Source organism: Corynebacterium sp. ACRPZ, assembly GCF_022346205.1.
Lineage (GTDB): Bacteria > Actinomycetota > Actinomycetes > Mycobacteriales > Mycobacteriaceae > Corynebacterium > Corynebacterium lehmanniae.
The window spans coordinates 63,121-88,290 of the sequence record NZ_JAKRMR010000012.1 but is presented as its reverse complement, the minus strand read 5'-3'; the positions used below and the strand labels follow the sequence as shown (position 1 = coordinate 88,290).

Annotated in this window: 22 protein-coding genes and 2 tRNA genes; 9 read left to right on the top strand and 15 right to left on the bottom strand. The window is 67.4% G+C overall.

The genetic code is table 11. The annotated features are described in order from the left end of the window. The first annotated feature begins 6 nt into the window (after positions 1-6). The gene (locus tag MHX64_RS09300) at positions 7-1,422 is read left to right on the top strand and encodes an AMP-binding protein (protein WP_239356603.1); all 1,416 of its coding nucleotides are present in this window, start codon (positions 7-9) and stop codon (positions 1,420-1,422) included. On the opposite strand, the gene MHX64_RS09295 is transcribed toward MHX64_RS09300, so the two are convergent. From MHX64_RS09295 to MHX64_RS09280, 4 genes are read right to left on the bottom strand one after another with little or no spacing between them, the layout of a single operon-like run. Then, positions 1,419-1,844 carry a DUF4233 domain-containing protein gene (locus MHX64_RS09295; protein WP_181888936.1) on the bottom strand — a complete coding sequence of 142 codons (426 nt, stop codon included), beginning with the start codon at positions 1,842-1,844 and terminating at the stop codon, positions 1,419-1,421. The two genes, MHX64_RS09300 and MHX64_RS09295, sit on opposite strands and share 4 nt — an antisense overlap. Beyond that, a complete protein-coding gene (locus MHX64_RS09290; protein ID WP_370642098.1) occupies positions 1,841-3,334 on the bottom strand; it encodes a folylpolyglutamate synthase/dihydrofolate synthase family protein in 1,494 nt (497 codons plus the stop codon). The genes MHX64_RS09295 and MHX64_RS09290 overlap by 4 nt, the downstream gene beginning before the upstream one ends. Further along, the gene (locus MHX64_RS09285; RefSeq protein ID WP_239356604.1) at positions 3,335-6,046 is read right to left on the bottom strand and encodes a valine--tRNA ligase; all 2,712 of its coding nucleotides are present in this window, start codon (positions 6,044-6,046) and stop codon (positions 3,335-3,337) included. A gap of 22 nt (positions 6,047-6,068) precedes the next feature. Beyond that, entirely contained in the window at positions 6,069-7,022 is a 954-nt protein-coding gene (locus MHX64_RS09280; protein ID WP_239356605.1) for a malate dehydrogenase, read from the bottom strand. A gap of 143 nt (positions 7,023-7,165) precedes the next feature. Between MHX64_RS09280 and MHX64_RS09275 the strand changes: the two genes are divergently transcribed. Further along, positions 7,166-7,906 carry a TetR/AcrR family transcriptional regulator gene (locus tag MHX64_RS09275; protein WP_239356606.1) on the top strand — a complete coding sequence of 247 codons (741 nt, stop codon included), beginning with the start codon at positions 7,166-7,168 and terminating at the stop codon, positions 7,904-7,906. 10 nt (positions 7,907-7,916) lie between these two features. On the opposite strand, the gene clpX is transcribed toward MHX64_RS09275, so the two are convergent. Next, a complete protein-coding gene (gene clpX / locus MHX64_RS09270) occupies positions 7,917-9,197 on the bottom strand; it encodes an ATP-dependent Clp protease ATP-binding subunit ClpX (RefSeq protein WP_239356607.1) in 1,281 nt (426 codons plus the stop codon). Between the two features lie 109 nt (positions 9,198-9,306). Here clpX and MHX64_RS09265 point away from each other — a divergent pair, with 109 nt between their 5' ends. Both MHX64_RS09265 and MHX64_RS09260 read left to right on the top strand, forming a co-directional pair. Further along, on the top strand, positions 9,307-10,068 hold the full coding sequence (locus tag MHX64_RS09265) for an alpha/beta fold hydrolase (protein ID WP_239356608.1): 762 nt from the start codon (positions 9,307-9,309) through the stop codon (positions 10,066-10,068). A gap of 75 nt (positions 10,069-10,143) precedes the next feature. Continuing rightward, the gene (locus MHX64_RS09260) at positions 10,144-10,782 is read left to right on the top strand and encodes a hypothetical protein (protein WP_239356609.1); all 639 of its coding nucleotides are present in this window, start codon (positions 10,144-10,146) and stop codon (positions 10,780-10,782) included. 62 nt (positions 10,783-10,844) lie between these two features. Here MHX64_RS09260 and MHX64_RS09255 read toward each other — a convergent pair whose 3' ends face one another. The 5 genes from MHX64_RS09255 to MHX64_RS09235 all read right to left on the bottom strand — a co-directional run bounded on the left by MHX64_RS09255 (position 10,845) and on the right by MHX64_RS09235 (position 14,250). Then, a complete protein-coding gene (locus MHX64_RS09255; protein ID WP_181888943.1) occupies positions 10,845-11,465 on the bottom strand; it encodes an ATP-dependent Clp protease proteolytic subunit in 621 nt (206 codons plus the stop codon). A 30-nt stretch (positions 11,466-11,495) separates the two neighbouring features. After that, positions 11,496-12,092: an ATP-dependent Clp protease proteolytic subunit gene (locus tag MHX64_RS09250; RefSeq protein ID WP_181888944.1), complete on the bottom strand. Its 597-nt coding sequence runs from the start codon at positions 12,090-12,092 to the stop codon at positions 11,496-11,498. A gap of 433 nt (positions 12,093-12,525) precedes the next feature. Further along, on the bottom strand, positions 12,526-13,881 hold the full coding sequence (gene tig / locus MHX64_RS09245) for a trigger factor (RefSeq protein ID WP_181888945.1): 1,356 nt from the start codon (positions 13,879-13,881) through the stop codon (positions 12,526-12,528). 79 nt (positions 13,882-13,960) lie between these two features. Next, positions 13,961-14,037 (bottom strand) — tRNA-Pro (locus MHX64_RS09240). A gap of 138 nt (positions 14,038-14,175) precedes the next feature. Beyond that, positions 14,176-14,250 (bottom strand) — tRNA-Gly (locus MHX64_RS09235). 85 nt (positions 14,251-14,335) lie between these two features. On the opposite strand from MHX64_RS09235, the gene MHX64_RS09230 reads away from it, so the two are divergent. The 5 genes from MHX64_RS09230 to MHX64_RS09210 all read left to right on the top strand — a co-directional run bounded on the left by MHX64_RS09230 (position 14,336) and on the right by MHX64_RS09210 (position 19,504). Next, on the top strand, positions 14,336-15,142 hold the full coding sequence (locus MHX64_RS09230; RefSeq protein WP_239356610.1) for a DUF1542 domain-containing protein: 807 nt from the start codon (positions 14,336-14,338) through the stop codon (positions 15,140-15,142). Positions 15,143-15,202: 60 nt separating this feature from the next. Continuing rightward, entirely contained in the window at positions 15,203-15,976 is a 774-nt protein-coding gene (locus MHX64_RS09225; RefSeq protein ID WP_239356611.1) for an electron transfer flavoprotein subunit beta/FixA family protein, read from the top strand. Positions 15,977-15,985: 9 nt separating this feature from the next. After that, a complete protein-coding gene (locus tag MHX64_RS09220; protein WP_239356612.1) occupies positions 15,986-16,915 on the top strand; it encodes an electron transfer flavoprotein subunit alpha/FixB family protein in 930 nt (309 codons plus the stop codon). Beyond that, complete coding sequence (locus MHX64_RS09215) at positions 16,915-18,312, top strand: cytochrome b/b6 domain-containing protein (RefSeq protein ID WP_239356613.1); 1,398 nt, start codon at positions 16,915-16,917, stop codon at positions 18,310-18,312. Before MHX64_RS09220 ends, MHX64_RS09215 begins: the two co-directional genes overlap by 1 nt. Positions 18,313-18,466: 154 nt before the next feature. Continuing rightward, entirely contained in the window at positions 18,467-19,504 is a 1,038-nt protein-coding gene (locus MHX64_RS09210) for an HNH endonuclease signature motif containing protein (protein ID WP_239356614.1), read from the top strand. A gap of 60 nt (positions 19,505-19,564) precedes the next feature. On the opposite strand, the gene MHX64_RS09205 is transcribed toward MHX64_RS09210, so the two are convergent. From MHX64_RS09205 to MHX64_RS09185, 5 genes are read right to left on the bottom strand one after another with little or no spacing between them, the layout of a single operon-like run. Beyond that, positions 19,565-20,572 carry a DNA glycosylase AlkZ-like family protein gene (locus MHX64_RS09205; protein WP_239356615.1) on the bottom strand — a complete coding sequence of 336 codons (1,008 nt, stop codon included), beginning with the start codon at positions 20,570-20,572 and terminating at the stop codon, positions 19,565-19,567. Further along, positions 20,572-21,366: an N-formylglutamate amidohydrolase gene (locus tag MHX64_RS09200; RefSeq protein ID WP_181888951.1), complete on the bottom strand. Its 795-nt coding sequence runs from the start codon at positions 21,364-21,366 to the stop codon at positions 20,572-20,574. The genes MHX64_RS09205 and MHX64_RS09200 overlap by 1 nt, the downstream gene beginning before the upstream one ends. Then, entirely contained in the window at positions 21,335-23,110 is a 1,776-nt protein-coding gene (locus tag MHX64_RS09195; RefSeq protein WP_239356616.1) for a glycosyltransferase, read from the bottom strand. The genes MHX64_RS09200 and MHX64_RS09195 overlap by 32 nt, the downstream gene beginning before the upstream one ends. Beyond that, complete coding sequence (locus MHX64_RS09190; RefSeq protein WP_239356617.1) at positions 23,107-24,222, bottom strand: glycosyltransferase; 1,116 nt, start codon at positions 24,220-24,222, stop codon at positions 23,107-23,109. Before MHX64_RS09190 ends, MHX64_RS09195 begins: the two co-directional genes overlap by 4 nt. Next, positions 24,219-25,139 (bottom strand): glycosyltransferase family 4 protein, encoded by a 921-nt coding sequence (locus tag MHX64_RS09185; RefSeq protein WP_239356619.1) that lies wholly within the window; start codon positions 25,137-25,139, stop codon positions 24,219-24,221. The genes MHX64_RS09190 and MHX64_RS09185 overlap by 4 nt, the downstream gene beginning before the upstream one ends. Positions 25,140-25,170 lie beyond the last annotated feature (31 nt).

Genomic DNA, 25,170 nt, shown 5'->3' with positions numbered 1-25,170 from the left:
GCCTTGATGCCCATGGTGCACAGCTCTCCCCTGCCGGATGTCGCGCTGCCTGATGTTTCGCTCGATCGCCTGGTCCCGCGCAGCGGCCTGCCCGCCGTCACGGAGTACGACACCGGCCGCACCGTCACCTACGACGAGCTGGGCGCACTCGCGGACGCCGCCGCCACCCGCCTGCGTCGCCGCGGCGTGGGGCCGGGCAGCGTCGTTGAGCTGCGCCTGCCCAACTCGATCGACTTCGCCGTCGCACTGCTCGCCGTCTCCCGCACGGGTGCGGCGGCGTGCCTTGTCGGGCATTCGCTTATCGACGTCGAGGCGTCCCGGTTGTCTGCCCTCGCCGGCGTCACCCACCGTGTCGAGCCGGACGATCTCGCCCCCGGCCCCGCCGACGACTTCGCGCCGGCGGACCCGGACTCGGTGGCCGCCATCCCGTTTTCCTCCGGCACCACCGGCCTGCCCAAGGGCGTGGAGCTGACGCATCGCTCGATTACCGCCAACGCGGTGCAGTTCAACGCGGCGCTGGCCGCCAGCGGCATCGGCGAGGGCACCCGCGTGGCCGCGCCGCTGCCGTTTTCCCACATCTACGGGCTGAACACGCTGCTGCTGTCGTCGCTGGCCGCGGGCCGGCACGTGTTCACCGCCGCGCGCTTCGACCTCGCCGAGTTCGTCCGCGCCCACCGCGGGCACGCCATCGAGCTGAGCTTCATCGCCCCGCCGATCGCGCTGGCGCTGGCGAACTCGCCTGCCGTCGACCCGGCCGATTTCGCCGTCTGCGCCCACATGGTTTGCGGCGCCGCACCCTTGGACGAGACGCTGGCGCGGCGCGTGGAGGAGCGCCTGGGTATTGCCATGCTGCAGGGCTACGGCACAACCGAATCCTCGCCGGTGACGCACGTCGGCATCGCCGGCAAGTCCAACCCGGGCACCATCGGGTTCGCCATCCCCAACACCGAATTCCGGGTGGTGGATATAGACACCGGCGCGGAGCTTCCCGACGGCCGCGACGGCGAGCTGCAGGTCCGCGGCCCGCAGGTCATGCGCGGCTACCTGTACAACCCGGAGGCCACCCGCAATGCCATCGTGGACGGCTGGCTGCGCACCGGCGACATCGCGCGCGTGAACCCGGACGCCACCGTCACGGTCGTGGACCGCGCCAAGGACGTGTTCAAGTACCACGGGTTCCAGATCGCCCCGGCCGAACTCGAGGCGCTCATGCTCACGCACCCGCAGATCGATGATGTGGCTGTGGACGAGCGCGGCGGCGTGCCGAAGGCTTTCGTCGTAAAGCAAGGGCTTTTAGATGAGGCGCAATTGATGGAGTGGGTTGCGGCGCGCGTGACCGCCTACAAAAAGGTGCGCGCCGTGGCGTTCGTGGAGGCGATCCCCCGCAACGCCGCCGGCAAAATTTTGCGCAAGGACCTTTAAGTGCCCAAGTGCTGGGTGGTGAGGTAGCCGCCGCGCATGCGCTGGACAATCTCGGAGCGCATGCGGATGACGAAGTACCAGACGATGCCGAAGATGATGCCCACGGCCGTAACGGACCAGTGGATGAAGAAGCCGAAGATCAGCGGGATCTGCAGCGCCAGGTCGATCCACAGCGCGGCCGGCTTCTTCTGGAAGAACGCCATCACCACATGCGCCAGTCCGATGACGGTGACGTAGACCCAGTTGAAGGTGGTCCAGTGCTCGCCGCCGTCGACTTTCAGGATGACGGTGAGGATGAGCAGGACCGTGATGGCCTCCATGATCAGCGTGCCGGCGAGCACGCCGGTCAGCCCCGACATCGGGTCCTTGACGGGCGCCTTGCCGGGGCCGAGCGGGCCCATCTGCTGCTTTTTGGGTGTCATTGCGGGTCCTTTCCAAACATGGCGCGGGCCTCGCCGGCGGTGACCACCGAGCCGGTGATAATCACGCCGGAGCCGGACTGCACGCCCACCTCAGCGAGCGCTTCTTCGGCCAGCTCCACGGCGAGCTCGTAGGCGGACGGCAGGTGCTCCTCGACGTGCACGCGCTCGTCGCCGAAAACCTCGCGGGCGGTTTCGGCCAGTTCGTAGGCGTCCGTGGCGCGCGGGGAGCTGTTCTGCGTGATCACGACCTCGGTGAGCACGGGCTCGAGCGCCTCCATGATGCCCCGGGCGTCCTTGTCGCCCAAGATGCCCAGCACGCCGATCAGGCGCGTGAAGTCGAAGTCGCGCTCCAGCGCCGCCGCGAGCGCCTGGGCGCCGTGCGGGTTGTGGGTGGCGTCGATGAAGGTGGTCGGGGTGGCGCGCACGCGCTCCAGCCGGCCCGGCGAGGTGGTGGCGGCGAAGCCCTCGCGCACGGTGTCCGCGTCGAGCGTGCGTTCCGACGACGCGCCGAGGAACGCCTCCACCGCCGCCAGCGCCACCGAAGCGTTGTGGGCCTGGTGCGGGCCGGACAGCGGGAGGAACACCTCCGGGTACTCGCCGGACAGGCCCTTCAGCGTGAGCGTCTGCCCGCCCACGGCCACCTCGGAGGCGGCCACGCCGAACTCCTGGCCGAAGCGGGCCACCGGCGCGCCGATTTCCACGGTGCGCTCCAGGATCACGCGCATCGCGTCCGGGTCCTGCTGGCCGATCACGGCCACGGCATCCGCGCTGCGGATAATCCCGGCCTTCTCGCCGGCGATCTCCCCGATCGTGTCGCCCAGGTAGGCGGTGTGGTCCAGGCCGACGGGCATGATCACGTCCACGTCCGCGTCGACGACGTTGGTGGCGTCCCAGGTGCCGCCCATGCCGACTTCGACCACGGCGACGTCGACAGGCGCATCCGCAAACGCGGCGAACGCGAGGCCCACCATGACCTCGAAGTAGCTCATGGGCACACCGGTGCGCTCGTCCACCATCTGGATGTACGGCTCGATCTCGCGGTAGATGCGCACGAAATCCGCCGGGTGGATCGGCTCGCCGTCGATGCCGATGCGCTCGGTGACGGACTGCAGGTGCGGGCTGGTCGTGCGGCCCACGCGGTTGCCAAACGAGCGCAGCAGCGACTCCACCATCCGCACCGTGGAGGTTTTGCCGTTGGTGCCGGCGACGTGGATGACCTTGAAGGACTTCTGCGGCTCGCCGAGAAAGTCCATGAGCAGCTCGATGCGCTCCAGCGACGGGTCGATGTCCGTCTCCGGCCAGCGGGCGGCGAGCTCCGCTTCCACCTGCGCGAGCGCGACTAAGTCTTCCTCGCTCACGCCGCGCGGGGCGAGCGCGTCGTCCTCGCGCCCCTCCCCCGGCGCGCCGAGGTTGAGCGTCAGGCCAGTGTCGGTCTGCTGGATGTCGTACTGCTCCGGAAGTTCGGGCAGCTCGAAATCGTTGTCTGCCACTTAGGCCTCCGGCAGCTGTTCCAGGCGTGCGGTGACGCGCTCGAACTCTTCCTGCGCGACCTGCTGGCGCACCTTGATCTTTTCCACCACGGGCTCCGGCGCGTTGGCCAGGAACTGCTCGTTGGCGAGCTTGCCGCCGGTGGTGTCCAGCTCCTTCTGCGCCGCGGCGAGCTCCTTTTCGAGGCGCTTGCGCTCCGCGGCGACGTCCACGGTGCCGGAGGTGTCCAACGCGACGTCGAGGTTGGCTTGGCTCAGGCGCATTTCAATGCTTGCCGACGCGCTAAAGTCCTCCCCCGGCTCCTCCACCCTGGCAATCTGGCGGACCACGTCTTCGAGCTCCGCCAGGTCCGCGGACGCGAAGTCCACGCGCGCCGGCACCTTCTGCGAGGGCTTGACGCCCTGGTCGGAGCGGAAGCGGCGCAGCTCGGTGATGAGCTTGATCGCGTCCTCCACGCGGGTGCGGGCCTTCGTGTCGGTCTCGGCGCCGCCGTTGGTGTCGTCCGCGGTCGGCCACGGCGCGATGGTGACGGTTTCCTCGCCGGTGAGCGCCTTCCACAGCACCTCGGTGACAAACGGCATGGTCGGGTGCAGCAGGCGCAGCACGACATCGAGGACGCGGCCGAGCACGACCTTGGTGGTTTCCCCCTGTGCGCTCTCGCCGTCCCGTGGGATCTGGGTTTTGGCGATCTCCAGGTACCAGTCGCACAGCTCGTCCCACGCGAAGTGGTAGAGCAGCTCGTTGGCCTTAGCAAACTGGTAGTCGTCCAGGTAGGCGTCCACCTTGGCGCGCACTTCCTCGGCGCGGTCCAGGATCCAGCGGTCCGCGTCCGTGAGTGCCTCGCGGGCCGGCAGTTCGCCGACGTGCGCGCCGTTCATCAGCGCGAACTTGGTGGCGTTGAACAGCTTGGTGGCGAAGTTGCGGGCGGCGGTGGCGTGGTCGTCGCCGATCGGCAGATCCACGCCCGGGTTCGCGCCGCGGGCCAGGGCGAAGCGCAGCGCGTCCGCGCCGTACTGCTCGACCCAGTCCATCGGGTCGATGCCGTTGCCCAGGGACTTGGACATCTTGCGGCCCTTTTCGTCGCGTACCAGGCCGTGCAGGTAGAGGTGCTCGAACGGGATCTGCGGGCGGCCCTCAGCGCCCTCGCCCAGGATCTCCGGGGTTTCCTGGCCAGCGAAGGTGCCGAACATCATCATGCGCGCCACCCAGAAGAACAGGATGTCGTACGCGGTGACCAGCACCGTGGTGGGGAAGAACTTCTCCAGCTCCGGGGTCTTCTCCGGCCAGCCCATGGTGGAAAACGGCCACAGGGCGGACGAGAACCAGGTGTCCAGCACGTCCGGGTCCTGCTCGTAGCCTGCCGGCGGCTCCTCGTCTGGGCCGACGCAGACGACGTCGCGGTTGCCATTTTCGTCCTCCGGGCCGTACCAGATCGGGATGCGGTGGCCCCACCACAGCTGGCGCGAGATCGTCCAGTCGTGCATGTTGTCCACCCAGTCGAAGTAGCGCTTCTCCATGGATTCCGGGTGGATCTTGGTGTCGCCTTCGCGCACCGCGTCGCCGGACATCTTCGCCAACTCGTCGACCTTGACAAACCACTGCAGGGACAACCGCGGCTCAATCGGCTCGCCGGAGCGCTCCGAGTGGCCCACGGAGTGCACGTACGGGCGCACTTCCTTGACAATGCGGCCCTGCTCCGCCAGCGCCTCGCGCACGGCCACGCGGGCGTCTTCGCGCGTCATGCCGTCGAAGCGGGTGCCGGTATCGGCGATGCGGCCCTTCTCGTCCATGATGATCGGCATGTCCAGGTTGTGGCGCAGGCCCATCTCGTAGTCGTTCGGGTCGTGCGCCGGGGTGATCTTCACCGCACCGGTGCCCAGATCCATGTCCACGTAGTCGTCCGCGATGACCTCAATTTGCAGGTCCTCGCGCAGCGGGTGCGGGAAGACCTGGCCGATCAGGTCGGCGTAGCGCTCGTCGTCGGGGTGGACGGCGATCGCGACGTCGCCAAGCATTGTCTCCACACGGGTGGTGGCCACGACCAGGTGCGGCTCGTCGTCGCTGAGCGAGCCGTAGCGGATGGAGACGAACTCGCCCTCGACGTCCTTGTACACCACCTCGATGTCGGAGACGGCGGTTTCCAGCACCGGCGACCAGTTGACCAGGCGGTAGTCGCGGTAGACCAGGCCGCGATCGTAGAGCTGCTTGAAGATGGTTTGCACGGCGCGCGACAGGCCGTCGTCAAGCGTGAAGCGCTCCCGCGACCAGTCCACCGAGTCGCCGATGGCGCGCATCTGCGTGGTGATCGTGCCGCCGTACTGCTCCTTCCACTCCCACACGCGCTCGATGAACTCCTCGCGCCCGTAGTCGTAGCGGTCCTTGCCTTCCTCCGCCTTGAGCTTGGCTTCCACCTTGGTTTGGGTGGCGATGCCGGCGTGGTCCATGCCCGGCAGCCACAGCACCTCGTAGCCCTGCATGCGCTTGCGGCGCACCAGGGAGTCCATCAGCGTGTGGTCGAGGGCGTGGCCCATGTGCAGCTGGCCGGTCACGTTCGGCGGCGGCAGCACGATCGAGTACGCGGGCTTGTCCGAGGCCGGGTCCGCCGTGAAGTAACCGGCGTCTACCCAACCTTCGTACAGGTCGCGTTCGTGGGCGCTGGGTTCCCACGACTTGGGCAGTTGGTTCGCGCGGTTCAGATCGTTCGTCTCAGTCACGCGCCCTATCTTAACCAGCGCGCTAGAACAGCTTGTCGGCGATGGCAGCTTCTGTGCGCAGGGCGGCGATGTTGCTGTCGAGGCGGGCCCTTTGGTCGTCGTTAAGCGAAAGCCCCTCGACCACATGCCAGGCGCCGTCGCTGGTGGCCGGGAAACCGAACATGAGGCCCTCGTCCACGCCGTACTCGCCTGTCGACGGCAACGCGACCGTCGCCCACCGCTCCCCGGTGCCCTGCACCCAATCGCGCATGTGGTCCACGGACGCCGACGCCGCGGAGGCGGCCGAGGACTTGCCGCGCACGTCGATGATCTCGGCGCCGCGCTTGGCCACGCGCGGGATGAACTCGCCGGTGTACCACTCGTGGTCCACCTCCACCGGCTTACCGTCCGCCGTGGCGTAGGTGATGTCCGGGAACTGGGTGTCGGAGTGGTTGCCCCACACCACGAGGCGCTCAATGCTTCTCGACGGCACGGACAGCCGGTCCGCCAACATCGACTGCGCCCGGTTGTGGTCCAGGCGCATCAACGCGTTGAAGCGGTCTTTGGGCACGTCGGGCGCTGCCTTGGAGGCGATGTAGGCGTTGGTGTTGGCCGGGTTGCCCACCACCAGCACGCGGACGTTGTCCGCCGCACCGTTGTTGATGGCCTTGCCCTGGCCGATGAAGATCTTCCCGTTGGCGGCGAGCATGTCCGCCCGCGACTCGCCCTTGCCGCGCGGCTTCGCGCCCACCAAAAACGCGGCCTCGGCGCCGTCGAAAGCCTTCGTCGCGTCGTCGGTAACCTCAATGGAGTTGACCAGCGGCAGCGCAGAATCGGCGAGCTCCATCGCCGTGCCCTCGGCGGCGCGCACGGCGTCCGGGATCTCCAGCAGGGTCAGGTCCACCGGCTCGTCGCCGAACACGTCGCCGGCGGCGATGCGCCACAACAGGGAGTAGGCGATGTTTCCCGCAGCGCCCGTGACCACGATCTTTGTCATGTGTCTTACTCCTTCGATCGAAACGTTTGTGTGTTGCCTCACAGTAACCTACCCCCAGCCGGGGCAGAATTTCAGCGCTATACGTCCGAGAGCGGACATCTAGTGCACGATTGAGGGGTATTTCGAGCAGAAAGGGGACGGACGTGACCGACGTTGTCGACGACGCAACTTCCGGCGCGCCCTCCCCCGACGCGGTGGTCCGCGCAGCGCTGGGGGCATTCGCCCGCAAAGGATACTCCGGCGTGAAGGTGGAAACGCTGGCCAAGAAAACCGGCATGACCAAACGCATGATCCACTACCACTTCGGCGACAAGCGCGGCCTCTACACCGCGGCGCTGCGCCTCGCGCTCGAGCAGCTGGCGCCGCCGGAGAACATCCTCAACCGCTCGCACGCCGTGCCGGTGGAAGGCATGCGCCGCTTCGTCGACGCGCTCTACCACGCGTTTTTGCACAACCCCGATGCCGTGCGCCTGGTGCTGCGCGAAAACCTGGACCCAGAAGTTAAGGCGGAGGACGCGTCAATGCTCGCCGGCGTGCGCGAGGTGAGCCTGCACGCCGAACGGCTCCTCCTCGCCGGCCAGGACGCCGGCGCCTTCCGCCCCGGCATCACCGCAGTTGACCTGCTCGCCCTGATTTCTTCGCTGTGCTTCTACCGCGTCGGCAACGCCGCCACCGCCAAGCACGTCTTCGGCGTGGACGCGGAAAGCCGCCGCAACGTCGACGGCATGCGCCGCATGGTCATCGACGCCGTGCTTGCGTTTTTGACCTCCAACATCTCGTACTCCGGCTACGAGTCCTACCTGGAGGCCGCCCCGGCACCCGCCGAGGACGCGGAGCCGGACGAGCTATTCGATATCTACGGCGACGAAGGCTGGATCGTCTAACGGCCCGTCGTTAAGCAGACTGCTTTTCTTCGGCCTCGATGTACTTCGGCTCCTCCGTGCCGAGCGCCACGGCCTCGTCGACGACGACCTCGGCGACGTTCTCGCGGTCCGGCAGCTCGTACATGATGGGCACGAGCAGCTCCTCCATGATCGCGCGCAGGCCGCGGGCGCCGGTCTTGCGCTCCGCCGCCTTATCGGCGATCACGCCGAGCGCCCCGTCCGTGACAGTCAGCTCCGCGCCGTCCATGGCGAACAGTCGCTTGTATTGCTTGACCAGCGAGTTCTTCGGCTCCGTAAGCACCCGCTTCATCGAATCGCGGTCCAGGTCGTTCACGTGCGCGAGGATGGGCAGACGGCCGATGAACTCCGGGATCAGGCCGAACTTGACCAGGTCGCCCGGCTGCACCTGGGCGAGCAGGTCCGCCTCGTCTCGCTGCTCCTTCGAGTCGATCTCCGCGCCGAAGCCGATGCCCTTCTTGCCCACGCGCTCCGCGACCACCTTGTCCAGCCCGGCGAACGCACCGGCGACGATGAACAGGATGTTCGTGGTGTCCACCTGGATGAACTCCTGGTTCGGGTGCTTGCGCCCGCCCTGCGGCGGCACCGACGCGGTGGTGCCCTCCAAGATCTTCAACAGGGCCTGCTGCACGCCCTCGCCGGAGACGTCGCGGGTGATCGACGGGTTCTCGGACTTGCGCGAAATCTTGTCCACCTCATCGACGTAGATGATGCCCTGCTGCGCGCGGTTGACGTCGAAATCCGCCGCCTGAAGCAGCTTCAGCAGGATGTTCTCCACGTCCTCGCCCACGTAGCCGGCCTCGGTGAGGCTGGTGGCGTCCGCGATGGCGAACGGCACGTTCAGCATGCGCGCCAGCGTCTGCGCCAGGTAGGTCTTGCCGGAGCCGGTGGGGCCGAGCAGGAGGATGTTGGACTTGGCAATCTCCACGTCCTCGTCGCGCTTGCGGCTGGACACGTTGGAGTTTTCCGCCTTGATGCGCTTGTAGTGGTTGTACACCGCCACGGCGAGCGTGCGCTTCGCGGTGTCCTGGCCGATGACGTACTCGTCCAAAAACGCCGTGATCTCGCTCGGGCGCGGCAGGCGGTCCGGGTCGTCCGCGTCCTGGGTTTTCTGCGCGCCGGCGAGCTCTTCCTCGATGATCTCGTTGCACAGCTCGATGCACTCGTCGCAGATGTAGACGCCGCCGCCGGCGATGAGCTTGCGCACCTGCTGCTGGCTCTTCCCGCAAAAAGAGCACTTGAGCAGGTTCGCGCTGTCGTGCGTAGTTGCCATATGCGCCTATCTACTCCCGTCTTCGGTCAATCCCCACCGAGTGTAATCGTTGCGTCAAACCGTACCCGCCGCGCCGACACAACCGGTGCGCGCGTGTGAAAATGGGCTCATGACGCTTCTTCACACGCAGGAATTTGGCACCCCCGACGGCGAAGCGGTGGTGCTGCTCAGCTCCATCGCCACCACCTCCGAGGCGTGGTCCGAGGTGATCCCGGCGCTTTCCGGCTACCGCGTGATCACCGTCGACCACCGCGGCCACGGCGGCTCCGGGGTTCCGTCGGAGCGCCCGACGGAGGTGGGCACGCTCGGCCGCGACGTCCTCGCCGCACTCGACGAGCTCGGCGTGGAGCGCTTCAGCGTCGTCGGCGTCTCCCTCGGCGGCGCGATCGCGCAGTGGCTCGCCGCAAACAGCGGCCGCGTGGACAAGGCCGTCTTCGCCGCCACCGCCACCTACCTCGGCGGCAAGCAAGCTTGGGAGCAAAAGATCAGCACTGCGCTTCACGACGGCACCTCCGGCCTGACCTCCACCCTGATGGGCAACTGGTTCACAGAATCCTTCCGCGCGGAGCACCCGGATGCGGTGCGGCGCGTGGCCGACATGATCGACTCCGTCGACGACGAGGGCTACGCCCACAACGGAACCGCGCTCGCCACCTGGGATTTCGCCGGCGAGCTGGGGAAGATCACCTGTCCGGTGCTCACCATCGCGGGTGCGTCCGACCCAACCTGCCCGCCCGAGAAGCTGGCCGAGATCGCCGACGGCGTGGCCGGCCCGTCCCAATCCGTGGTGGTGGACCCGGCCGCCCACCAAGTGGCCATAGAGAACCCGGAAGAATTCAACACCGCACTGACGCGGTTCCTTGGAAGCTAATCCGCTAGCCTGTACACGTTAAACAATCGTGCCCACCGGTGCCCCAACGCTGAGCACCCTGAAAGGAACCGATCCGTGAATCGCAGCCGCACACTTTCTGCCTTCGCCGCAGCCGCCCTCGTCGCGTCGCTGCTGACCGGTTGCTCGGACTCCGGCGCGGACGCAGAGCCCCTGGCGGAGCCCACGCTGGACTTCCCGCAGACCAGCACCACCGCCACCCCGACGCCGACGCCCACCGAGGACGACGAGGATGAGGAAACCACCACCTCCACGTCCACCACGGCGAAGAAGTCCTCGTCGAGCTCGTCTTCGTCGACCAAGTCGTCCACGCGCACCTCAACGAAGTCCAGCTCCAAGCGCTCGGAGTCGCGCAGCTCCAACGACTCCAACAACGCGGCGCGTGAGCCGGAGCCGGTGCGCGAAACCATCGTCGACGACCGCCCCGGCGCCACCTGCGCCTGGCCCACCCAGGGTGCGGCGTCCGGCAACCAGGAGTACAGCACCTTCTGCGACCGCGAATGGGCCCGCACCGTCACCTCCGACGGCCAGGACTACTACTGGGCCGCCAAGGGCCAGGGCTGGGTCTCCGTCGACCCCGTCACCACCGACGATGGCGGCATCTGCTGGGCGCGCGAAGACTTCGAAACTGCGCCGGAGGCCATCCGCAACGCCGTGGCATTCTGCGACCCGGCATCCGGGGAGGAAGCGGAGTAACCGGAGGTCGTCGCAAAGCAAAACGCGCCCGGAAGTGAACCGGGCGCGTTTTCTCTGTGCACTTAGCCGTTGAGCTTGCGGTAATCAAAGACCTGGTCGATGATCCCGTACTCCACGGCCTCAGAGGCGGTGAGGATCTTGTCGCGGTCCGTATCAATGCGGACCTGCTCCGACGTGCGGCCAGTGTGGTGCGCGAGCGTGTCCTCCATGAGGCGGCGCATACGCTCGATCTCCGCTGCCTGAATCTCCAGGTCGGACACCTGGCCCTGGGTGCCCTGGGTCGCCGGCTGGTGAATCAGCACGCGCGAGTTCGGCAGCGCGGCGCGCTTGCCCGGCGCACCAGCGGCGAGGATCACCGCGGCTGCCGACGCAGCCTGGCCCAGGCAGACAGTCTGCACATCCGGGCGGACGTACTGCATCGTGTCGTAGATAGCCATCAGCGCGGTAAACGAGCCGCCCGGGGAGTTGATGTACATGGTGATGTCGCGGTCCGGGTCCTGGGACTCCAGCACCAGAAGCTGCGCCATGATGTCGTTCGCCGACGTGTCGTCCACCTGGGTACCCAGGAAGACGATGCGCTCTTCGAAGAGCTTGCCGTACGGGTCGATCTGCTTCGTGCCGAAGCTCGTTTCCTCCAGGAACTGCGGCAGCACGTAGCGGGAGTTGGGCATCTGGAAAGTCATAGTGGGTATCTCCTTAATTCCTCGTGTGCCTTAGTTCTCGCCGATGGAGTGCTCGCCAGCCTGGGCCGCATTCTCAATGACGTGGTCCACGATGCCGTACTCCTTCGCCTGCATAGCGTTGAACCAGCGATCACGGTCCGAATCCTTCGTGATCTGCTCGAATGTCTGGCCCGTGTGCTCCGCGATGAGCTGCGCCATCTCGCGCTTCGTCTCCGCGAACTGCTCCGCCTGAATAGCGATGTCGGCTGCCGTGCCGCCGACGCCTGCGGACGGCTGGTGCATCATAATGCGCGCGTGCGGCAGGGCGTAACGCTTGCCCTTCGTGCCGCCCGAGAGCAGGAACTGGCCCATCGACGCCGCCAGGCCCATACCGTAGGTGGCGATGTCGCACGGGGAGTACTTCATCGTGTCGTAAATCGCCATACCAGCGGTGACAGAACCGCCCGGCGAGTTGATGTAGAGGTTGATATCGCGCGTCGGATCCTCCGCCGACAGCAGCAGAATCTGGGCGCACAGCTTATTGGCGATCTCGTCGTCCACCTGCTGGCCCAGGAAAATAATGCGCTCCCGGAGGAGACGCTCATAAACGGAGTCTCCCAGGTTCATGCCTTGGGTCGGGGAAGTCATGTAAGACGCTCCTTTGCTAGTTCATCCGGTAACGCCACTACCCTACTCGCGAGGTCCTGTATCTCCGAGCCTGTTCGCTACCGGCGTACGGGTCGGAAGTTTGGGGCCGGTTCGGACCGGTTTTGGGGTGGCCGGCGGCCGGTTCCTGACAGATTACGGCGGGCGTTTGCGGCGACCTGGGGCTATCGTGGCCGCCTGACAGATTCCGCCGCGAAGTGTCGGGGCCGGGGTCCCCCAGGGAGATTTGTTCACTGCGGCGTGAATCAACCGGGTTCCGGGATTTATGCCACCTGGGGAAAGTGAACAAACCATCCGACCAAAACGGAATTCATTCACCGGCACGGTCCGTGGGAGTGAACAAATCTGGCGAAGGAGCCCAGAAAACGCGAAAGCGGCCGGGGCAACACCATGCCCCGGCCGCTAAGAGAACGGCTTAGTTCTCCTCGGACTCCTCAGCCTCGTCCTCCTCGATCTCGCCGAAGTACTCGTTCGGGTCGACCTTGTTGCCGGCCTCGTCCTCGACCTGGGTGCGGGAGATGGCGATGGCCAGAGCCTTGCCGCGGCGCACGTCGGAGAACAGGTTGGCAATCTGGCCGGACTGCTGCAGCTGGGCCACAAACTGGTTCGGGTCCATGCCGTAGGACTGCGCGGTGAACAGGATGTGGTCGGTCAGCTCCTGCTGGGAGACCTCCGGCTGCTCCTGCTCTGCCACAGCGTCGAGGAACAGCTGGGTGCGCACGGACTCTTCGGCCTGCTCGCGGGACTGCTTGTCAAACTCCTCGCGGGTCGTGCCCTGCGCCTCGAGCAGCTGGGCGAACGCGTTCTCGTCGTGCGCCATCTGGCCCAGCAGCTGGTGGAGCTGGTTGTGCACCTGCTCGTCCACCACGGACTCCGGCAGGGCAAACGTGGACTCTGCCAGGGCGACCTTGAGCACCTCGTCGCGGATGTCCGCGGCCTGCTTGGCCTTGGCGTTCTCCTCAACCTGCTCGCGGGTGGAGTTGCGCAGCTCCTCGACGGTGTCGAACTCGGACGCCATCTGCGCGAAGTCGTCGTCGAGCTCCGGCAGCTTGCGCTCCTTGGTCTGCTGGACGGTGACCTTCACGGTGGCCTTCTCGCCCTTGTGCTCGCCGTACTGGATCTCGGACTCGAACTCTGCGTCCTCGCCGGTTTTCAGACCGCGCAGCGCGGTGTCCAGGCCCTTCATCAGGTCGTCGGCGCCGACGCGGTAGGTCAGGCCCTCGGCGGAAGCATCGTCGAGCTTCTCGCCGTCGACGGTGGCCTCGAGGTCGATGATGGCGTAGTCGTCGGTCTTCAGCTTGCGCTTGGTGTCCTTGAGCTCACCAAAGCGTTCACGGAGGGTGTCCAGCTCGGCGTCGACTGCTTCGTCGTCAAGCTTGAGCTCCGGAACCTTCACGGAGATCTTGGAGAAGTCCGGCACCTCGATCTCCGGGCGCACGTCGACCTCGGCGGTGAACTCGACGACGTCGTTGTCCTCGATCTTGGTGATCTCGATCTCCGGCTGGCCGAGCGGGTTGATCTCGTTTTCCGCCAGGGCCTGCTCGTAGCGGGTCGGCAGCATGTCGTTGACGACCTGCTCCAGGATCGGGCCGCGGCCGAAGCGAGCGTCGATGAGCTGGCGCGGAGCCTTGCCACGACGGAAGCCCGGGATGTTGACCTGCTGGGCGATGGCCTTGTAGGCCTGGTCAATCTCCTTGCCCAGCTCGTCGAACGGCACGCTGACGTTGAGCTTCACGCGGGTGTCGCTGAGCTTGTCGACGGAAGTCTTCACGGATTTCTCCTGTACTAGATCGAAACAACGTTTGTCAGATGTTTATATGTGGCGGGCCCGCGAAACCACGGGCCCGCCTTGGTCGGGGCGACAGGATTTGAACCTGCGACCCCCTGCTCCCAAAGCAGGTGCGCTACCAAGCTGCGCCACGCCCCGTTGCGGTAAAACCGCACGGTATGAACCACATTCGTTGAACGTGTGTAGTTCAGGACAGTCATTGTAGCGGTGCTTCAATCACCGTCCGCATTGAGGGCACAAAAACACCGGCCCCGCAACCGGAACCGGTGTCATGTGTGGAGGGAATGACGGGAATCGAACCCGCGTCTTCAGCTTGGAAGGCTGAGGTATTAGCCACTATACGACATTCCCAGGCGCCGAAATCTGCAGCGCTGTGCGGAACTTTAGCGCAGGCGTATGCGTTGAACCAAACACGAACGAAATTTTAGGAGGAGTCATGTTCACCCTGTTGCTCATTTTCTTGATGGTCGGCGCGTTGGTGATGTTGCCGAACATGAGCGGGCAGCGGCAGATGCCACAGTCGCGGCGCCAGGTGGCGAGGCAGCAGCAGCTGTCTTTCGACGACGCATACGCCGACGCCAAACGGTGGACCGACCGTTTGGGCTCGCAGGTGCTGAACCTCTCCGGCAACGACACCGCCTCGCAGCAGGCGATGGCCGACGCCTCCGAGCGCTTCAACGCGGCATCCGCCGGGCTGAGCGAGGCGCGTTCTGTCAAGCAGGCGATGCTCGCGCGCGAGTCCGCGCTGGAGGGCCTGCACTACGTTAACGCGGCCCGCGAGATCATGGGGCTGCCCGCCGGCCCGCAGCTGCCGGAGCTGGAGGGCCAGCGCCAGGCAGGGCGCGTGACCGAGCAGCGCACCGTCACGCAGGAGGACGGCACGCAGGTCATGGCGTCGCCGCACGCCACCGCGCAGACGCCGCACTACTACCCCGGCGGCGCCGTCGCGGGCCGCCCGGTGCCGGCCGGCTGGTACTCCACCGCGTGGTGGGGCCCGGCGATGATGACCGGCGTGTGGGCCGCAAGCTCCATGATGTTCTACTCCACCATGTTCGCCGGGATGGCCAGCGTGGCGTCTGCGGAGGCGTTTGAGGCCGGCGGGCTCGGCGACGGCATGGACGGCATGGACGGCGCCGGCGACATGGGAGACATGGGCGACATGGGCGATGCCGGCGGCGACTTCGGGGACTTCGGCGGGTTCGGCGACGGCGGCGGCTTCGACTTCGGGGGATTCGACTTTTAGCCGTGCGTTACACTGCACAGCGATCGCGAACCCCAGAGAGCTCAAGAGCAAGGAGTGGCCGTGCGCATTGCTGTGCTGCTGAAAGAAGTGCCGGACACGTACAGTGACCGCGAAATGAACCTGGAGACGGGTTTGACGGACCGCTCCGGCGACGTCGTCGCCGACGAGGTCAGCGAGCGCGCCGTCGAGGCCGCGCTGCGCATCGCCGAGGCCGGCGAGAACGTCGAGGTTGAGATCTTGAGCGTCGGCCCAGAATCCTCCGCCGACTCGGTGCGCCGCGGCATCGCCATGGGCGCGAGCGAGGCCTACATCGTCTCGGACGACGCGCTCACGGGCGCGGATGCGACGTTGACTGGTGAGGTGTTGGCGAAGCTCGTCGAGAAGCAGGGCTACGACCTCGTCATCGCGGGCGCCGAGTCTTCCGACGGCGGCACCGGCGTGATCGCCCCCTTCATGGCCGAGCTTTTGGACTGGCCGGTGCTGACCAACCTCACCGAGCTCACGCTCGAGGGCGAGACCGTGCGCGCCACCCAGGCCTCCGACGCCGCCACCGCCCAGCTCGAAGCGCAGCTGCCGGCCGTGGTGTCCGTCGCCGACGAGTTCGCGGACCCGCGCTACCCCAACTTCAAGGGGCTGATGGCCGCGAAGAAGAAGGAACTGCGCACCGTCACCCTCGCCGAGCTCGGCGTGGACCCGGCGGACTTCACCCACCCACGCGCCATCATGGTGGGCATCGAGCGCCGCCCGGAGCGCGAGCGCGGCGAGATCATCGACGCGGGCTCCACCGCCGCGGCCCGCCTGGTGGACTTCCTCGAATCCAAGAACCTCATTTAAGGAGCAGCCATGACCCAGATTCTTGTTGTCCCGGACCGCTCCTTCGACGGGGCGGTCAGCCCCGGTGCGGCCGAGCTCATCGGCGCCGCGTCTGCCCTCGGCACCCCGGTGGTGCTGGCGTCAGACCGCGCGCGCGCCGAGGAGCTTGGTGCGCTCGGCGCCGGCGTGGTGCTGGTGTCTGACGCCCCGCTTATCGACGCAGCTGCCGCCGCGTTCGACGACCTCTTCCCAGCCGCCGTCCTGTTCGCCCACACCGTGCGCGGGCGCGAGGCCGCCGGCCGCTTCGCGGCACGCACTGGCAAGGCGCTGCTCACCGACGCGGTGTCTGTGAGCCGCGACGACCAGGGCATTGTCACCGAGCACCAGAACTTCGGCGGCGTCTACACCGCTGCCGCCGCGGCGACGCACTCCGCGCCGGTGATCACCCTGCGCAAGGGTGCAGTGGAAACGCGCGCCGAGGCGGCCGCGCCTGAGGTGCGGGAGTTGGAGGTGGAGCCGACGGGGCGTCGAGAGGCAAAGGTGCTCTCGGTGACCCCGGTTGAGCGCGCCTCCGACCGCCCCGACCTGCTCACCGCCGACAAGGTCGTCGCAGGCGGCATGTCCTTGGGCGACGAGGACATGTTCGAAGACCTCGTCGGCGGACTTGCCGACGCGCTGGGCGCCGCCGTCGGCGCCACCCGCTCCGCCGTCGACGAAGGCCAGGTGCCCTACGAGGCGCAGATCGGCCAAACCGGTGTGATGGTCAGCCCGAAGCTCTACATCGGCATCGGCATCTCCGGCGCGGTGCAGCACCTCGTGGGCATGCAGACCGCCGACACCATCGTGGCGATCAACTCCGACGAGGACGCCCCCATCTTCGACATCGCCGACTTTGGCATCATCGGCGACCTGTTCGACCTGGTGCCGGACATCATCTCCGAGATCGAGGCGCGTAAGTAATGCAGGTAGAACTCCGCCGAGGACTGCCGCGCGTTCCGGGCGGCGAGCCGTGGCCGCCCGCCTGCACCGTCGACGTGGCCGGCGCGCCGGTCGAGGACGCTGCGCCCGTTGTCACACCCGCTGCCGACGCGACCCAGACCGCCGAGGTGCCGCTGCGCCGCGGCCTGCCCCGCGTGCCGGGTGGCGAGCCGTGGCCGCCCGCCGGGACAGTGCGCGTCGCGGTGCCCGCTGCTTCCGCCGCTGCCGCCGCAGAAGCTGCCGACGTTGCCGACGTTGCGGAGCCGGCGCACACGGTCGAGGTGCCGCTGCGCCGCGGCCTGCCCCGCGTCGAGGGCGGCGACCCGTGGCCGCCCGCCGGCACCGTGCGCGTCGCCGCGCCGGAGCCGGAAGCCGAGCCGGAGCCACAGCCCGAGACCGCGGCGCCTGCGGCGACGGTGGTCGACGACGCTGTGGCCAAGACGGCACCCGCGCCGAAGCCAAAACCGGCCCCGCAGCCGGCACCCGCACCGGCGACGGCGGGGGAACCGGAGGGCGTCGCAAGGCAATGGCTCCCCTGGGCGATCGGTGCGCTCCTGCTGCTCGCCGCGGCCGTGTTCGGCGCGCGCTGGTTCGTGGGCACCGAGGCTGGCGCCGACTTCATCGCGCGCTACGACGGCGTCCAGCCGCTGCCGGACAACGCCCCCACCGGGCTGCCCGGCTGGCTGAACTGGGCGCACTTCTTCAACATGTTCCTCATGGCTCTGATCATCAAAACCGGCATCGACGTGCGCCGCGAGAAACGCCCCGCCGCCTACTGGCAACCCAAAAACGGCGGCAAGAAGATCTCGGTGACGCTCTGGCTGCACCAGCTTCTCGACGTCACGTGGGTCGCCCTCGGCGTCGTGTTCTACGTGCTGCTGTTTACCACCGGCCAATGGATGCGCATCGTGCCCACCAGCTGGGACGCCATCCCGCACGCGGTGTCGGCGGGCCTGCAGTACCTCTCGCTGGACTGGCCGACCGAAAACCCGTGGGTGCACTACAACGCGCTGCAGGAGTTGTCGTACTTCGTCACCGTGTTCATCGCGTCGCCGCTGGCCATCGCGTCCGGTTTCCGCATGAGCAGCATGTGGCCTAAGTCGTGGACGGCCGTGCCGGTGTCGTGGGCGCGCGCGGTGCACTTCCCCACCATGATCTACTTCGTGGCGTTCATTGTGGTGCACGTCTTCCTCGTGCTCACCACCGGGCTGCGCGGCAACTTCAACGCGATGTTCGCCTCGCGCGAGGACGCCACCAGCTGGATCGGTGTGGTGTTGTTCCTGGTCGCGGCGGGTGTGACGGCATTGGGCTGGCGCTTCGCGCGCGCCTCGGTGGTCGCGCCGGTGGCGGGCAAGACCGGCAAGGTGTCGAAGCGCTAAAACTTTGCAACGTATACCGCGGTGGTGCTGGTGCGCCACCGCGGTATACGTTCCTGTGGACAACTGTGTTGCGCCGTCAACAACCGGCGGCGGTTATCCACAGATTTCAAAAAGGTTCTTGCCGGGGTTGTGCGGCCGCCATAGCTTGCAGGCCATGAACTTCACTGACTTTGTTTCCGCAGGCGTGGCGATGCTTGCCGACTTCGACCGCGACGTGGCCATGGCCGCCGGCCTATCCACCGGGCGCGTGCGCGACCTGGCCCGGGTGCACCACACCTACTTTGGCCCGACCCAGTTCACCCGCAAACAACGCGACGCCCTCGAAGCAGCTCATGGTCTGCCTGTCGACCAGCTCATCCACATCGAGAAAAAGTTGCTCGCCGTCGAAGGCGCCGCCGAACGCTGGCGCATCCGCCTCGATCTGGTGCGCCACCGCGGCTCATACAGGGCCCTGACAAAACGGATCAAACGGCTGATCAAACAACCCGTCAAACCAGCCCCACCCTCGTGCAAGTTCAGCCGCTCAAAAGCGGGCATGCGCACCATGATCCTCACCTACAACGAGCGCGACCTCGCCGACCTCGAGCATCTGCTGCGACAACTCATCGACGCCGACGACCCCGCCGCCGCCCAAATGGCCCACACGCTTATCGGGATCCTGCGCGACGGCAAGGGTGTGCCGAAGGCGAATTTCCGGCCGATCATTCTCGTGCCGATCGCCGACTGGGCCCGCATCCAATCAGGCCACGCCGACGAAGTCACCCTGATCTGCACCGACGGCACCACCATGACAGGGGCCGAATACATGCAGCACGAATTCGGCGACATACTCGAAGTCGCCGCGTTCCACCCCCAAGAAGGACCCGTCAACCTGTACTACGCCGAGCGCTGCGCCAACCCCAAGCAGAAGGTCATGTCGAAGCTGCTCTGCCCGCGATGTGCGTTTCCCGACTGCAAACACTCCGCAGAGACCACCCAAACGCACCACATCAACGCCTGGCGCTACGGGGGAATGACCAACATGGACAACCTCGCCGAACTGTGCCCATTCCACAACGGCGTCAACGCCGACAACCGCAACGGCCCGTTCGGCTACATCGACAACCCCAACGCCCGCATCCACTGGATCACACCCAACGGCACACGCGTCCCCATGACCACCCCAGGCGCCATGGAACTGCTCTTCGACTAACCCGCCCACACACCGAAAACCCGCCCCAAAAGGGCGGGCACATCGGCATGCCCGGAAACGCTACCAGAACGGGTACGCCTGAAACGCGCGCTTGATACCGGGCAGCGCGTACTTGGGCACGCCAGAACCACCGGCGTTGCCCACACCGTCGGCCACTTCCGTGACCTTCAGCCGCCCGCCGGCACCGGACCAGGTGGCGCGCACGACCCCGTCCACCACCACCGTTTTGCGGAACACACCCATGTTTCCCGGGACGACGTGGGCGTGCGTTGCGTCGGTCATGGTGAACATGCGGTCCTTGTAGCCGAGGATGAACTCGTCGAAGGCGGGCAGCAGCAGCGGCCGTCTGAAGGGGGCGGATGACGGGGTGGCCGTGAGGTCGTCGATAGGCAAATGCGAAAAAGCGGCACGGACCTCACGCGCGGGCAGCTTCGACCACCACCGCATATCCGCCTCAGTAACGGGCCCATGCGTGTCGACGTAGCGGCGCACCACCTCATCGACAGCCACCTGCCGGTCGCCGTTGAACGCCTCCTCGAGCCCGGGCGCGTCAGGTGCGACGCCAATGCGTTGCGACGACCCCACGTACCCGAAATCCCCCGTCGTCAAGAGGTACTGCCGCGCGCGGTACACCGCCGCTGTCGCCGCCTCCGGGGCTACCTGAAACACGATGCGTTTGAAATCCGCGTTGTCCACCGGGCCGCGCTCCCGCACCGTGTCACCGATCCGTTCCAGCGCCGCGCGTGACACCCCCGCCTTGGCCGCGTTAGCCGCGACGCTCTCCGGGCCGGGTTTGGCCAACAGCTCGGTCATCCAGCGCATCTCACTTGCCAAACCGAGGAAAACGGTGCCGCGCATGGGGTAGGCGCGGACGATTTCGCCGGCGTCGAGGCTGGCGCGTACCGCATCCATGTCGCCGCCGATGCGCAGTGCCACCGAGGAGAACACGGACAGCTCCTGGCCTTGCATGAGCCCGAACGCTCCGACGGTTTCGGCGGGCGTGGCCCACCGTTGGCCGACTAGTCCCTGCGCCGCCAGCCGCGCGCGGGCGAGTGGACGTGCAACCACTACAGCGGGCGGCCCATGTCGGTGCGGGAAATCTCCACGGCCTTGCAGATCACCTCGGCCAGCGCGGCTTCGACGCGCACGCGCGACTCGTCGTTTTCCAGCAGGTCTTTGCGCACCTCGAACATCACGGCCAAAACGGAGGTGTTTTTGTCGTAGTCCACCGGCACGTACGCCCCGGCGAACGGGGTGTTGCGTTCGACGTTGAAGCCGGCGGCGGTGAAGGTGCGGGCGGCTTCGTCGGCAAGCACGGCGGGTGTGTGCACGGAGTGGGTGCCGATGCACACGTCCGGCAGGAGTTTGCCGGGGTGGATGCGGTACTCGTCGGGCTGGTTGTTGTACGAGTGCACGTCCACGATCACGGCGCAGCCGCAGTCCTGGATGCGGCCAGAGACCAGCTTCGATACGGCGTCGGCGTACGGGAAGTAGTACTCGGCTTTCAGGTCTGCGACGTCCATGTCCAAAGGCCGCAGCGGGTTGCCGTCGCCAAGCTTGAGGAAGATGGCGCCGCGCCCGGTCGAGTCCATGGATTCGCGTTCGTTGGAGAACCGCCCCGGGTCCGCGACCAGGCGCGAGAGGTTGTTCACGATCATCCACGGCGCGCACCCGGACTGCTCGGCGGCGGCCGCGGCGAGGGTGTCGGTGTGGTCGTCGGTGACGCGGTCGAGCTCGCGCGCAATCTGGTCGTCGGTGGCGATGAAATCAGCGGCAACCTCGGCCGGGATCTCGCGCGACGCGTGCGGCACGTGCACGATCACCGGGCAGTCAGTGCTTCCCTCGTGGATGGTGAAGTTCATGGTTCCGCAGGATATAGCGCTTCGGGGCATCTTGCTTCTCGACGGCACCTTCGGCCTCGAACGCCTCCAACCAACCTTCCATGGGGAAGGTCCCCCATTTGTCGTGGAATCGGTTGGCGTTGGCGACGATGTCCTCGATGTGTTCCCACGGCGGCGAGGACACGGGGTGCCACTGGTGGTAGGCATGCGCCCCGCCGACCCAGACGAGCGGGATGCGGTGGCGCTGAAGTTCGCGGGCGAAGTCGGTGTCTTCCCCGCCGTAACCCTCAAAGCCGGCGTCGAAGCCGCCGAAGTCGCGCTCGATGCGCGCCCACGTCTTCGCGGTCAGGGCGAAGGATAGGGACCAGAACAGGTTGTAGTTGTCGGCGTCGACGACCTCGCCGTCGGCGGGGTTGGGGCGGGCGGGGTGCGGGTTGGGGTCGGTGACGCGGATTTGGCCCTCGTCCATGTAGGTCACCGGGCCGGCGGCGACAGCAAAGGGGCGCTCACGCAACGCCGCGACGTAGCGCGGGACCAGCGCGTCGGATGCGAGGCAGTCCGCGTCCAGGAACACGAGCACCTCGGCGCCGCGTTCGATGGCCACCTTCGCGCCCAGGTTGCGGGCGGCGGCGAGGTTGCGCGGTCCTGGAACCACGCAGCTTTTCGGCACCGCTTTGGCCAACTCGTCCACATCATTCAGTGCGACGGTGACGTGGTCGACGCCCATCGGCATGAGGTTGACCTGGTGAGTCAGGTGGTCGCGCCGGTTGACGTCGGCGAGCGTGATCACGCAGGTCGCGGGCTGGCCGGGGTTCTCCGCCACACCAGCGATGACTTCGGCGGCCCGGCGCGCCGCGCCGTCTGTCTGCCAGCGGGCCCAGTCGGTGTCGCGGCGGCGCAGCAGTTCGGGCCATTCTTCGGGGGCGGGGAAGGCGTTTCGTACCGTCGCCAAGCTTTCGAGCGCTTTCGCGCCCGCCTTTTGCTCGGTGAAGGGGCGCGGCTGCGGCAGGATCACCGCCGGGGTGTAAGTGGCGGCGAGGTCCGCCACGGAGTTCTGCCCGCCGGCGGTGACGGCGATGCCCGCGGACTGCAGCAGCTCCGTCGGGTCGTCGACGTGGTTGTCGCCGCCCAAAAACGTGAAACGGTACTCGGGGCAGGCGGCCTGCACCGCTTCCCAGTCGGCAGGCGACCACGTCGAACCGCCCAGGCCCGCCATCACCACCACGTGGTTCGGGTCGCGCTCGACACCCTCGCGCGGGGTCAGCCGCGAGATCCCGCCGACAGCGTGCAGACGGTCGGCGTGCGCGCGCAGGTGATCGGGCACCTCGACCCAGTCCGGCCACGCCGCGACGATCGCGTCGGCCTGCGAATAGGCGAGCTGGTGCGGGGCGTCGCCGCGGTAGCCGGGCATCGCGTGCACCACCACCGGGATACCCATCAGCCGCACGAACGCGGCGACCTCGTTGGACACGTCCACGTAGAACGCCTCCGGCTGGTTCTCGGCCACCCAGTCGGCGATCTGCGCGAACCTTGATGCGATCTGCGGCGCCCCGTACGGCGCGTAGTGCAACGTGCCCCCGGCGGTCATCGCGCGCCCGCTGCGCAGTTCGCGTGGGCCGGCGCTGGCGTCGTCGAGAAGCGCAACGTCCCCGCCCGTCGTGGACAAAATCTGCGCCTCGCGGCCCATCGCGCGCAGTTCGCGCTGGATGGCGCGGCAGCGGTGCAGGTGCCCGGAGCCGTGGTGGTGGGCGTAGATCCCGATCATTGTCCTACCTTTCCAAACGCCGCCACCTGGCGGAAGATGTCGGTGTAATGCTTCGCGGTTTGGGAAAGCGAATGCCTCTCGACGACCCAACGGCGCACCACGTCCCTCTCAATCCCCCGCGCCTGGGTGATCGCGGCGGCGAGCGCGTCGACGTCGTCGGCGGGGGCGAGGGCGGCGGGGGCGTCGCGAAGCAGCTCGCCCATGCCGCCGCGGCGAAACGCCGCAACGGGGGTTCCGCACGCCATCGCCTCGAACGCGACGAGGCCGAACGGTTCCTCCCACCGCGGGCTGACCACCGCGACGCCGCACCCGGCGACCAGGCGCCGCAGCTCGGCGTGGGAGAGCTCGCCGATCCACTGCGCGTCGTGCCCGAGCCGCGGCTCGATTTCGTCGCGGAAGTAGTGGTGGTCGCCGTTGCGACCTGCCAGGACGAGGGGGATGCCGGCGGTGCGGCAGGCGTCGATAGCCAAATGCGCGCCCTTTTCCGGCACGAGGCGGCCAAACCACACCGCGGTCCCGCCGCCGCTGCCCGGGCGCCAGAGGTCCACGTTGACGCCGTTGGGGATGATCACCGGCTCACTGGGCAGGCGCCAGTCGCGCGCGGTGGTGCGGCTGACGGCGGCGAAACGCCCGGCGCGCAGGCCGGCGGCCGTGATGGCGGCCTGGATCTCCTCGACCATCGGCGTGTGCAGCGTGGTCAGCATCGGCAGCGGCTCCGGCGACGCGGCCGAGGGAAAGATGTACGGGTTGAGGCTGTTGTTGTGCACCACGTCGTAGCCGCGGGCGACCAGCAGGCGGCGCAGCTGCACAAACGCGGCGTTTTCCCGCTCGCGCCCGCCTTCCGGGTAGGTGGTGTCGGTGGCCTCGGCGGCGTGGGAGCCCCAGTCCACCCCGGGCAGTTCGAGTGTTTTGTCGTTGCCGTCGGAGCCTTCGGCGGCGAAGAAGTCCACGTCGTGACCGAGCTCGCGCAGCGCGGCCACCATGGTGTGGCAGAACGCCTCCAGCCCGCCGGCGTACGGCTCACGCACCGGGTAGCGCGCGGGCCCGACCAGCGCGATGCGGAGCTTGCCGGTGCGCGGGGCGCGCGGCGCGGGTTTCGCGGCAACGGTCACTCGCTCACCACTTTCCTGTAGATCTCCTCGTGCGCCCAGCGCACCTCGTCCAGCTGCTTCGCCCTGTCGCCGGCATACGGCACCGGTCCGCGCGCAAGCAGCCGCGCCGCCGCCTCACCGGCCGAGCGCCCGTCGCCGGTCCGGTACACCTCCACCGCGTCTGGGGTGTCTGCTTGCCCGGCATAGCAGCCGCAGTCCGGCACCGCCACTGGCACGCCCAGGTCGCGGCACATTTCCAGCCACCCCGAGTGCGTCCCGCGCGTGTACGGCAAAATGCACACCCCGGCACGGCCGACGGCTGCGTGCAGCTCGTCGTCAGTCATGGGCTCGTGCACCACAGTGCCTATCGACGCAAGCTCCGCTCCCCCATGCACATACACATCCAACGGCACCCGCGCCGCGATATCGCGGTAGAACTGCGCGTCCGCGACCACGTTCGAGCGCACCGACTTCAGAAACACCGCCGCGCGATCCCCCCGTTCTACCGCCACCGGTTCCTCCACAATCCGCGGGTGCGGCACCACCCGCACGTCCGTCGCGCCGAAGTCGCGGGTAAGAATCTCGGCGGCTTGGTCGGTGAGGGTGATCAGGGCGGATGCTTCGTCGATAAGCAATTGCAAGCGCTCGTGGTGCTCGGTCTGGTCGACGAGGTGCGGGTTGTCCAGGTCGTGGACGGTGAGCACCAGCGGCACCGGCAGCGCGCGGCAAAGCTCCGCGATCTGCGCGGGCGAGCGGTGCTCGAAGCCGAAGTGGATGTGCACGAGGTCCACGGCGGGCGGGTCGCGCCAAAACTCGGCGTTGAGGGCGGGGTGCGGCCACCAGTTGCCGCCGATGTCCGGGTCCGGCAAGAACTCCACGCCAGCAGGGCGGATAGCCTGCGTGTACGGGTGGCCGGAGGGGATAGACAGAACGCGCACCCCACTAATATAAACGTTTTCGCATACTGTG

Excerpts from the sequence above, each read along its gene's own strand:
- MHX64_RS09300 (WP_239356603.1), top strand. The coding sequence starts at position 7 with ATGCCCATGGTGCACAGCTCTCCCCTGCCGGATGTCGCGCTGCCTGAT.
- MHX64_RS09295 (WP_181888936.1), bottom strand. The coding sequence starts at position 1,844 with ATGACACCCAAAAAGCAGCAGATGGGCCCGCTCGGCCCCGGCAAGGCG.
- MHX64_RS09280 (WP_239356605.1), bottom strand. The coding sequence starts at position 7,022 with ATGACAAAGATCGTGGTCACGGGCGCTGCGGGAAACATCGCCTACTCC.
- clpX (WP_239356607.1), bottom strand. The coding sequence starts at position 9,197 with ATGGCAACTACGCACGACAGCGCGAACCTGCTCAAGTGCTCTTTTTGC.
- MHX64_RS09265 (WP_239356608.1), top strand. The coding sequence starts at position 9,307 with ATGACGCTTCTTCACACGCAGGAATTTGGCACCCCCGACGGCGAAGCG.
- MHX64_RS09255 (WP_181888943.1), bottom strand. The coding sequence starts at position 11,465 with ATGACTTTCCAGATGCCCAACTCCCGCTACGTGCTGCCGCAGTTCCTG.
- MHX64_RS09250 (WP_181888944.1), bottom strand. The coding sequence starts at position 12,092 with ATGACTTCCCCGACCCAAGGCATGAACCTGGGAGACTCCGTTTATGAG.
- MHX64_RS09230 (WP_239356610.1), top strand. The coding sequence starts at position 14,336 with ATGTTCACCCTGTTGCTCATTTTCTTGATGGTCGGCGCGTTGGTGATG.
- MHX64_RS09220 (WP_239356612.1), top strand. The coding sequence starts at position 15,986 with ATGACCCAGATTCTTGTTGTCCCGGACCGCTCCTTCGACGGGGCGGTC.
- MHX64_RS09215 (WP_239356613.1), top strand. The coding sequence starts at position 16,915 with ATGCAGGTAGAACTCCGCCGAGGACTGCCGCGCGTTCCGGGCGGCGAG.
- MHX64_RS09210 (WP_239356614.1), top strand. The coding sequence starts at position 18,467 with ATGAACTTCACTGACTTTGTTTCCGCAGGCGTGGCGATGCTTGCCGAC.
- MHX64_RS09200 (WP_181888951.1), bottom strand. The coding sequence starts at position 21,366 with ATGAACTTCACCATCCACGAGGGAAGCACTGACTGCCCGGTGATCGTG.
- MHX64_RS09195 (WP_239356616.1), bottom strand. The coding sequence starts at position 23,110 with ATGATCGGGATCTACGCCCACCACCACGGCTCCGGGCACCTGCACCGC.